This window comes from Maribacter sp. 1_MG-2023 (assembly GCF_030547005.1).
Lineage (GTDB): Bacteria > Bacteroidota > Bacteroidia > Flavobacteriales > Flavobacteriaceae > Maribacter.
Genome location: NZ_JAUOPN010000029.1, coordinates 1 through 11,576, shown reverse-complemented (window position 1 = coordinate 11,576; position 11,576 = coordinate 1). Strand labels below are relative to the sequence as shown.

At 41.0% G+C, this 11,576-nt stretch carries 2 protein-coding genes; both read right to left on the bottom strand.

From position 1 onward, the window contains the following. A partial coding sequence (locus Q4500_RS18425; protein ID WP_303598255.1) for a type IX secretion system membrane protein PorP/SprF occupies positions 1-152 on the bottom strand: 152 nt, incomplete at its 3' end. Positions 153-179: 27 nt separating this feature from the next. Beyond that, entirely contained in the window at positions 180-10,553 is a 10,374-nt protein-coding gene (locus Q4500_RS18420) for a gliding motility-associated C-terminal domain-containing protein (protein ID WP_303601030.1), read from the bottom strand. Between the last annotated feature and the right edge of the window lie 1,023 nt (positions 10,554-11,576).

Here is an 11,576-nt window from a genome sequence, read left to right as displayed (position 1 = left end):
GCCGCTATGCTCAACACTCCCCGTGAACCTGCATACGCAGGGTTCACCGATATCGTATTGTACATGTACTGCGTGTACTGCGCGTCTTGTTGGGCATGGCCCATGAAGAGTCCCGCAACGGTAATTATAATGGTTAGAAAATATTTGTTCATCGTATCTTTTTTAAAAGGGGATTTTTTTTATCTGTTTATGTATAGGTAACCCGACTTGTTCAGGTTGTCTCCATTGTTATCGTATTTGATGATATAGAAATAGACGCCGACCGGTAATTCTTCATCTTGACCAATGGTAGCTCTACCATCAGATGCGCCCCTGAATACATTAGTATTGTTATCGTAGCCGCTCATCTCGTATACCACGATTCCCCAACGGTTATAGATCTGTACCGTATTGTTAGGGAAAGACTCGATATTTTCTATTCTGAAAAAGTCGTTCGTACCGTCACCGTCAGGTGTAATGACCTCATTCGCAACAGCAATACCAGAATCAACTATTTCTGCATTACAACCAGCATCTAAGGTAGGAACACCACCAATTGAATCACATGGGTTCAATGGATCCGTGCCGTCTTCGACCTCTTGACCATCCGGTATAGTATCACCATCGGTATCCGCATTATAAGAATCTGTACCTATAGCATCTTCTTGGGATGTCGTCAGACCATCTCCATCACAATCACTATCTGGCAATGCTGTACCACCTACATGGTCACAATCATCCAAAGGATTTGTTCCGTCCAATACTTCTTGACCATCCAATATACCGTCATCATCTGAATCAGGATCATTAGGATCGGTACCTAAAGATGCTTCTTCATCAGTTGTCAATCCATCTTCATCACAATCCGAAGTTCCTAATGGAGCTCCTCCATTTGAATCACAATCGTTCAATGGATCTGTGCCGTCAGAAATTTCTTGACTATCTGAAATGCCATCTCCATCTGTATCTTCATTATAAGGATCTGTACCATTAGTAACTTCAGATCCATTTACAATACCATCTCCATCACAATCTGCAGAAGCCCAAATGGTGTTACTTTCAAAATACCCTGTGTAACCAATTGCTTGTTGTGGATCACATGGATCTAATAAATCTGTACCATTTGCTGATTCTAAATCATCTGAAACACCATCTCCATCAGTATCATTGTTGTAGGGATCGGTACCATTGGTAACTTCAGTACCATTATCGATTCCATCGCCATCACAATCAGCAGCTGCCCAAATGGCATTGCTTACATCGTAACCATCATAACCTGCTACTTGAATAGGGTCACAAGGATTTAAAGGATCAGTTGAATTCGAATCTTCCAATCCATCAGTTATACCATCTCCATCTGTATCTGTGTTATATGCATCGGTTCCGTTTGTAAATTCAGTTCCATTATCAATTCCATCACCATCACAATCAGCCGCTGCCCAAATGGCATTGTCTGCATCATAACCTGTGTAACCTGCAACCTGGATTGGATCACATGGATTTAATGCATCAGTATCAATATCATCAGGAACTCCATCTCCATCGGTATCCGTATTATATGGATCTGTGCCGTTAGTAACCTCTGTATTATTAATAATTCCGTCTCCATCACAATCTGCAGCTGCCCAAATAGCATTGCTTGCATCATAGCCCGTATAACCAGCTACTTGAATTGGATCACAAGGATTCAATGTATCAGAGCCATTAACTGTTTCCAAATTATCTGAAACGCCATCACCATCTGTATCATTATTGTAAGGATCTGTACCATTTGTATCTTCAACGCCGTTAGTTATTCCGTCACCATCACAATCAGCAGCTGCCCAAATAGCATTGCTTGCATCGTAACCTGTATAACCAGCCGCTTGAACTGGATCACATGGATTTAATGCATCTGAATCAATATCATCAGGAACTCCGTCGCCATCGGTATCCGAGTTATAAGGATCGGTACCATTGGTATCTTCTGTTCCATTTGTTACTCCATCCGAGTCACAATCAGCTGCTGCCCAAATGGCGTTACTAGCATCATAACCTGTATAACCTGCAACCTGGATTGGATCACAAGAATTTAATGCATCTGAATCCATATCATCAGGAACTCCGTCTCCATCTGTATCTGTGTTATAAGGGTCTGTACCGTTGGTCACTTCAGTACCATTAGTAACTCCGTCACCATCACAATCAGCAGCTGCCCAAATAGCATTACTTGCATCATAACCAATATAACCTGCTGCCTGAACCGGATCACAAGGATCTAAAGCATCTGAATCAATATCATCAGGAATTCCGTCGCCGTCAGTATCATTATTATAAGGGTCTGTACCATTGGCTACTTCAGTATCATTAGTGACTCCATCTCCGTCACAATCAGCAGCTGCCCAAATAGCATTGCTTGCATCGTAACCTGTATAACCTTCAGCCTGAACTGGATCACAAGGATTCAAAGCATCAGCATCTGTGTTGTCAGGAACACCATCACCATCAGTATCGGTATTATAAGGATCCGTTCCATTGGAATCTTCCGTTCCATTTGTTATCCCGTCTCCGTCACAATCCGCAGCTGCCCAAATGGCATTGCTTGCATTGTAACCTGTATAACCTGCAATCTGAATTGGATCACAAGGATTGGTTCCTTCAGCATCAGCATTGTCAGGAACGCCGTCGCCGTCGGTATCCGTATTATATGGATCCGTACCATTAGTGACTTCTACTCCGTTACTTACACCATCTCCGTCACAATCTGCCGCTGCCCAGATAGCATTACTAGCATCGTAACCTATGAAACCAGCTACTTGAACTGGATCACAAGGGTCCAAAGCGTCACTATCCGTGTTATCGGGAACTCCGTCACCATCGGTATCGGTATTATATGGATCGGTACCATTAGTTACCTCTATACTATTGATTATTCCGTCACCATCACAATCCGCTGCTGCCCAAATAGCATTGCTTGCATCATAACCTGTATAACCTGCAGCCTGAACCGGATCACAAGGATTTAAAGCATCACTGTCCGTATTATCTGGGACACCATCACCATCGGTATCGGTATTATAAGGGTCGGTACCATTGGTATCTTCCGTTCCATTTGTTACTCCATCGTTATCACAATCTGCAGCTGCCCAAATAGCATTGCTTGCATCGTAACCAGAATAACCTGCTGCTTGAATAGGATCACAAGGATCTAAAGCATCTGAATCAATATCATCAGGAATGCCGTCACCATCGGTATCATTGTTATAAGGATCGGTGCCATTGGTATCTTCCGTCCCATTCGTTATTCCATCAGAATCACAATCAGCTGCTGCCCAAATAGCATTGCTTGCATCATAACCTGTATAACCAGCTGCCTGAACTGGATCACAAGGATTTAATGCGTCACTATCCGTATTATCGGGTATGCCATCACCATCAGTATCGGTATTATAAGGGTCGGTACCATTGGTATCTTCTGTTCCATTTGTTACTCCATCACTATCACAATCCGCAGCTGCCCAAATGGCGTTGCTTTCATCATAACCTGTATAACCTGCCGCTTGAACTGGATCACAAGGATTTAAAGCATCAGCATCTGTATTATCAGGAACGCCGTCGCCATCGGTATCCGTATTATAAGGGTCCGTTCCATTGGTATCCTCTGTTCCATTTGTTACTCCATCCGAGTCACAATCCGCAGCTGCCCAAATAGCATTGCTGGCATCGTAACCTATATAACCCGCTGCCTGTACTGGATCGCAAGGGTCTAAAGCGTCACTATCCGTATTATCGGGAACCCCGTCTCCATCGGTATCCGAATTATATGGGTCCGTACCATTAGTTACTTCAGTACCATTTGCAATTCCGTCACCATCACAATCCGCAGCTGCCCAAATAGTATTGCTCGCATCATAACTTGTGTAACCTGCTGCTTGGACCGGATCACAAGGGTCCAATGCATCACTGTCCGTATTATCAGGAACTCCGTCTCCATCCGTATCGCTATTATAAGGATCAGTACCATTGGTATCTTCCGTTCCATTCGTCACGCCATCACTATCACAATCTGCAGCTGCCCAAATAGCATTGCTCGCGTCGTAACCGGAATAACCTGCTGCCTGAACCGGATCACATGGATCTAAAGCATCACTGTCCGTGTTATCGGGAACGCCGTCGCCGTCAGTATCCGTGTTATATGGATCTGTGCCATTGGTATCTTCAATTCCATTGTTCACGCCATCGCCGTCACAGTCTGCAGCCGCCCAAAGAGCATTGCCTGCATCATAACCTATATAACCTGCCATTTGAGCTGGATCACAAGGATCAAGGGAATCTGTGTTATTGGTAAGCTCGGTTTGATTATCGACTCCATCACCATCGCAGTCAGCAGTATTCCATGCCGTTGAAGGCGCTACTGTAGCACTGCCGATAACATAGCTACATAACTCTAGAGGATCTGTACCATTTATATTAATTTCAGTTCCATCCAAGACACCATCGCCATCAGAATCTGCATTTGTAGGATCTGTACCTGCAGTAGTTTCTTCATCTGTTGTTAAACCATCATTATCACAGTCGCTTGTTCCTAATGGACTTCCTCCATTAGAATTACAATCATCCAACGGATCCGTAAGATCTATATTCACTTCTGTTCCATCTAAAATACCATCGCCATCACTATCTGCATTCGCAGGATCCGTTCCTGCTGCGGTTTCCTCATCATTGGTAAGACCATCACCATCACAATCATTAGTGCCCTGTGGACGCCAATCTGGATGACCATTATCTACACATGGATCATCATCATCAATATCTGCTGCATCACAAATATTATCATTATCCAAATCTTGACATTCAGGAGTTTCTATAGAAAAAATAGCATCTGCACAGATGGTACCATTACAAACTCTGTAATCTATAGTTACTGTAGTATTATTTTCTGAATTTTCAGGTGTATAAGAAATTTCACCTGTTGTTTGATTAATAACTATGGTACCTATCGCACTACCTGTGCCTAGATCCGTAATTATACTACCCGGTAAAAAGTCGTCATTGAATAAAATATTTATTGTTTTCTCAACCAGTACCGTGGCTGTTGTATAATCATCTGTTGCTGTTGGAGCAAAAGGATTAGGATCAGTCCCATTATTATTTCCATCAGCGTCACAATCGGCCGCAGCCCATATTGCATTGCTAGCATCGTAACCTGTATAACCAGGAGCTTGTGCTGGCAAACATGGGTCTAATGGGTCCGAATCTGTATTATCGGGAACACCATCACCATCGGTGTCGTCACTGTATGGATCTGTTCCGTTAGTATCTTCCGTTCCGTTTGTTACTCCATCATTATCACAATCCGCAGCTGCCCAAATGGCATTGCTAGCATCGTAACCTGTGTAACCTGATGCCTGAACCGGATCACAAGGATCTAGTGCATCAGCATCTGTGTTGTCAGGAACACCATCACCATCAGTATCGGTATTATAGGGATCAGTTCCATTGGAATCTTCCGTTCCGTTTGTTACTCCGTCACCGTCACAATCCGCAGCTGCCCAAATGGCATTGCTAGCGTCGTAACCTGTGTAACCTGCTACCTGTGCAGGGTCACATGGATCTAATGCATCACTGTCCGTATTATCGGGAACACCATCACCATCGGTGTCCGTATTGTAAGGATCCGTACCATTGGTATCTTCCGTTCCGTTGGTCACGCCATCATTATCACAATCAGCAGCTGACCAAATAGCATTGCTTGCATCGTAACCTGTATAACCTGCTGCCTGAACCGGATCACAAGGATCTAATGCATCACTGTCCGTATTATCGGGAACACCATCACCATCGGTGTCTCCACTGTATGGATCTGTTCCGTTGGTATCTTCCGTTCCATTTGTTACTCCGTCAGCGTCACAATCCGCTGCTGCCCAAATGGCATTGCTCGCGTCGTAACCTGTATAACCTGCTGCCTGAACCGGATCACATGGATCCAATGCATCACTGTCCGTATTATCAGGAACGCCGTCACCATCCGTATCCGTATTATAAGGATCCGTACCATTGGTAACTTCAGAACCATTGGTAACTCCGTCCCCATCACAATCCGCTGCTGCCCATATAGCATTGCTCGCATCGTAACCTGTGTAACCTGCAGCCTGTACCGGGTCACAAGGATCCAATGCATCACTGTCAGTATTATCGGGAACACCATCACCATCGGTGTCGCCACTGTATGGATCTGTTCCGTTGGTATCTTCCGTTCCGTTTGTTACTCCGTCAGCGTCACAATCAGAAGCTGCCCAAATAGCGTTGCTTGCATCGTAACCTGTGTAACCTGCTGCCTGAACCGGATCACATGGATCTAATGCATCACTGTCCGTATTATCGGGTACACCATCACCATCGGTGTCTATATTGTAAGGATCCGTACCATTGGTATCTTCCGTTCCGTTTGTTACTCCGTCACCGTCACAATCCGCTGCTGCCCAAATAGCGTTGCTAGCGTCGTAACCTGTATAACCTACGGCCTGAACCGGGTCACATGGATCTAATGCATCACTGTCCGTATTATCGGGAACACCATCACCATCGGTGTCCGTATTGTAAGGATCCGTACCATTGGTATCTTCCGTTCCGTTGGTCACGCCATCATTATCACAATCAGCAGCTGACCAAATAGCATTGCTTGCATCGTAACCTGTATAACCTGCTGCCTGAACCGGATCACAAGGATCTAATGCATCACTGTCCGTATTATCGGGAACACCATCACCATCGGTGTCTCCACTGTATGGATCTGTTCCGTTGGTATCTTCCGTTCCATTTGTTACTCCGTCAGCGTCACAATCCGCTGCTGCCCAAATGGCATTGCTCGCGTCGTAACCTGTATAACCTGCGGTCTGAACCGGATCACATGGATCTAGAGCATCACTGTCCGTATTATCGGGAACTCCGTCACCATCGGTATCTGTATTATAAGGATCGGTACCATTGGTCACTTCAGAACCATTGGTCACTCCGTCACCATCACAATCCGCTGCTGCCCAAATGGCATTGCTCGCGTCATAACCTGTATAACCTATGACCTGAACCGGATCACAAGGATCTAGAGGAGCTGTATCCGTATTATCTGGAACACCATCACCATCGGTGTCGCCACTGTATGGATCCGTTCCAATGGTATCTTCTGTTCCGTTTGTTACTCCGTCATTATCACAATCCGCTGCTGCCCAAATAGCATTGCTTGCATCATAACCTGTATAACCTGCTGCCTGTACCGGATCACATGGATTTAAAGCATCTGAATCTGTATTATCGGGAACACCATCACCATCTGTATCCGTATTATAAGGATCCGTTCCATTGGAATCTTCCGTTCCGTTTGTTACTCCGTCACCGTCACAATCCGCAGCTGCCCAAATAGCATTGCTTGCGTCGTAACCTGTGTAACCTGCTACCTGTGCTGGATCACAAGGGTCAAGAGAATCCGTATTATTGGTAACTTCAGTTTGGTTATCGATTCCATCACCATCACAATCTGCTGTATTCCAAGCTGCAGAAGGAGTTACCGTTGCGCTAGCAATATTATAACTACATAAGTTTAAAGGGTCAGTACCATCTACGGTTATTTCCGTACCATCCAATACACCATCTCCATCAGAATCTGGATTTGTTGGGTCTGTACCTGCCGTTGTCTCTTCCGCTTCCGTTAATCCATCATTATCACAATCACTTGTACTTAAAGGGGTGCCACCAATAGACTCACAATCGTTTGTTGGATCTGTATTATCTATATTTACTTCTGTACCATCGTCTATACCATCTCCATCACTATCTGCATTATAGGGGTCAGTACCTGCCGTTGCTTCTTCATCATTTGTTAAGCCGTCACCATCACAATCATTGGTACCTTGAGGCTGCCAATATGAATCACTTTGAGGAGCACACGGATCGTTGATAGTAGATGCATCTTCCGCAACATCACAAACATTGTCACCATCTGCATCTGCACATGCAGGAATAGTAATGAAGTATGTAGCTGTATCACATACACTACCGTTACATACGCGGTAATCTATGGTAACCGTACTAGGATTTTCGCTTACTAAAGCTGTATATGTAATTTCACCTGTTGCTTGATTGATAGCTATAATACCAGCTGCAGTACCTGTACCTAAATCTGTAATAGTGCTACCAACTAAAAAATCATCGTTATTTAAAATATTGAATACTTTTGCTACCCCTACATCTGCATTAGTATAATCATCTGTAGCAGTTGGCGCAAAAGGATTTGGATCAGTATCATTTATATTTCCATCATTATCACAATCCGCAGCTGCCCAAACTGCATAATTTTCAGCTGTAGTCAAAGGAACTGTTTCGTTGGTAACCGAACAAGGGTCTGATGGATCTGTACCATTTGAAACCTCTGTTCCATTTGTCTCTCCATCACCATCACAATCAATAGCATTCCAAATTGGATCTACATTTGCTGTATTTTGATTTGAACTATATACACAAGGATCGTTAGGGTCAGGATCACTTGTATCTGGATCTCCGTCCCCGTCATCATCACTATTTTCTATTATTATAGTTTCTTCTAAATCGTCTAATGTCTCGTTGGAGTCTACCTGATCTTGACTATTAGAAACCGTATTAGTTACTGTTATCTCTTTTGTAGTCGCCTCAATTACATCTGGTGTGGCTACAATGGTCAACGTTTGTTGTTCTCCTTTTGTCATGGTACCAATACTCCAGTTTGGAGAAGTCCATGATCCTGAAGATGGTGTTGCACTAGTTAATGACAAACCTGAAGGTAAAACATCATTTATAACAACATTTGTAACATCATTAATACCTAAACTTTCAACTGTAATTGTAAATGTTACGGATTCGTCTTCCGAATAAATATTTTTATCAGCTGTTTTTACAACCGCTATATCTGGGTTGCAGTAATACATATTAATTACATTAGAGTCATAAAAACACCCACCTGCTGAAACCTTAACGAAGTAATCACCAATTTCGGTTGGGGTGAATATAGCTGAATCAGCTCCTGGAATTAAAACATTATTCCTGTACCATTGATAGGTGTCAAAGGTATTTACCAGCTCAATCTCACCTCCTAAACATCCTCCTCCTGAAATGGTATAATCTACTACCGGAACCGTATCAAAACCAGAAAAATATCCACCTAAGCCCAATGCACCACTAAGACCTACAACACCTACTGCTATAGGTCCAGTAGACTCTACGGAAACATTACCTGTAAGGTTGGGCAAGTAAAAACTTTTCCATGATAACCCTGAAGCCATTTGAGCAGCAGGCAATGTTACCGTACCTGTACCATCTGTTACGATTATATTTGCATCTAAAGTCGTTGTAGATGCCAAAATTGTTATTCCTCCATTAATAGTGGAACTCACTAAATCTTGTATACTTGCTATATTACTTAATGAATTTGGTAATAAACAATTCACAGGGGCTATAAAATTCATACCATTGGTTGCTGCACTTGTATTACCTGCTAAAGATTGATACGCATATACATTGTTAGATGTAGTTACTGTTAAGTTACTACCAGCAGATGATCCGGTATAATTAGAACCCGGAATAACAAAAAATTCACCGTCATTAATTGTCGCTATTTTAGTAGTGGAGCCATTAACAAATATATCCGTTCCATTAACTGTACCTATTATAATAGGAAACTCTAAATTATTACCGCCACCACCTCTTACGAAAACATATTCTCTACCAATAACATCTATTGGCACGGGTTGATCTAAGCCAGCATCTTGTAAGTTTGAACCAGAAACTACACCAACTAAAACATTACCATTACTAATAGCAATATTTTTGTCAGAAGAAATATCCGCTCCTAACCAACCATACCGGTTTGCATCTGTATCTCCTGGAGTATTTTGATTATTTCCTACATTTTCCAATACAAAACTTTCTCCCTTTTCTAAGGTTATGGTAATTGTATTATCTGGATTATCGACAAATCCTGTAGAACTGTTACCTAATCTAAAATTACAGTCCGGGTCATAATCAGATATAATTATATCAGTATCATCTTCAGTAGCCATAATACCTAGAACTGCATTATAAATGCTTCTGTTATGTAAAAAAGGAACACCACCCCATTTAAAATGAGTTCCCAATCCTATTCTACCTTTAGATGTTAAAGATGCTCCCTGGGCATTATTACGACCTCTATAATTGACATAAAATTTTTCACCATTAGGTGCTACAATTCTTAACCCTGCTGTTGATTGTTTAATACCTACATTGGCATCTGGTAACATGGTAATACCATTGTCATTATCAGCAAATGTATATACAAACGGTGTTGCATTAGAAACCATTGCGGTTGTCAATGGTGTCAGTGATGTACCTACATATACCTCTACACTAAAAGGGGTTGTTTCTGGTGTAGAAATATAAATTGCCTGATCACGCATATGATTACCAGTCTGTGTTAAAGGCGGTAAGTAATGCAAATCACTCAGCTGTGCAAAAGAGCTGGCAATAATAAAAAAAAGAAAAGCTAAGGTTAAATAGCTTTTTTTAAAATTTAAAGTATAAATATTCATAGCGTTTTGTTGAAGACCCTATCTAGATTTAGAAATCTAATTAGTTATATGTCTATTTTAATAGTATTCTAACTTTTAATTACGTCAGATTCATTCAATAGCATAACTGTTAGAAGAATTTGACCTTTTAAAAAAAATCAAATTTTATTTAAGTAATTTATATTTGAAGACCAATATGTTGTTTTGTATCGACCAGTAAACTGAAAGTTTCTTTTGACCGTTATAGAAAAAAATGATAATAATAGAAAATCGAAAAAATTCATAGCAGGGGTTTTTTTTGATGTATAGTTTTTTTTATAAAATATAAATTGGACTACAAAAAATATGTTATTATTTTAAAGATACTTACCGGCACATGTATAAGAAGATAAAATGTTGTGAGATAAGAGGTAAGTGTATGTAAAACTGCAATTATTGTATACCAATAATAAGACAAAAAGAGCATTTTATCGATAATCCCTTTAAAATCAACACTTAACGACTAATTTATTTTCAAATAAAAATTAGAAAATTTATCACCTTTTTCGTGTTATTAAACGGATAAAGAATGATTTTTTCTCCGATATTAATTTAAATTTCAATATGTAGAAAAGGGATAAATCTTAAAATTCTTACAAAAAAACCAATTTTGATGCTAGTAGAATTTATAGATTAAAAACAGTAAATAATTGATTAATTGTAAACACAAATTTAAAATAATATACAAAAAATGGTGTATTAGAAAAGCTTTAGCACTTTACCAATACACCAAATTAAATTTATCTATATCTACACTTCCCGTGGTTTATACCTTGTAATTGGTATAATTTTCTTCTTGTTGTTTTAAGAAGCCTAGTTCATATTTTTTTGTGGTAATTCATTAACAACAAACCTAATTTAAGGTACAAAATATGGTAGTTTTTGTTGGTGTAGTTACATTCAAGAATACATATTTTCTTTCTATTCTACCACAATAAACTCCGATCTTCTGTTGAGTTGATGGTTCTCTTTGCTACATGGTACACCATTGCTACACCCATTGGT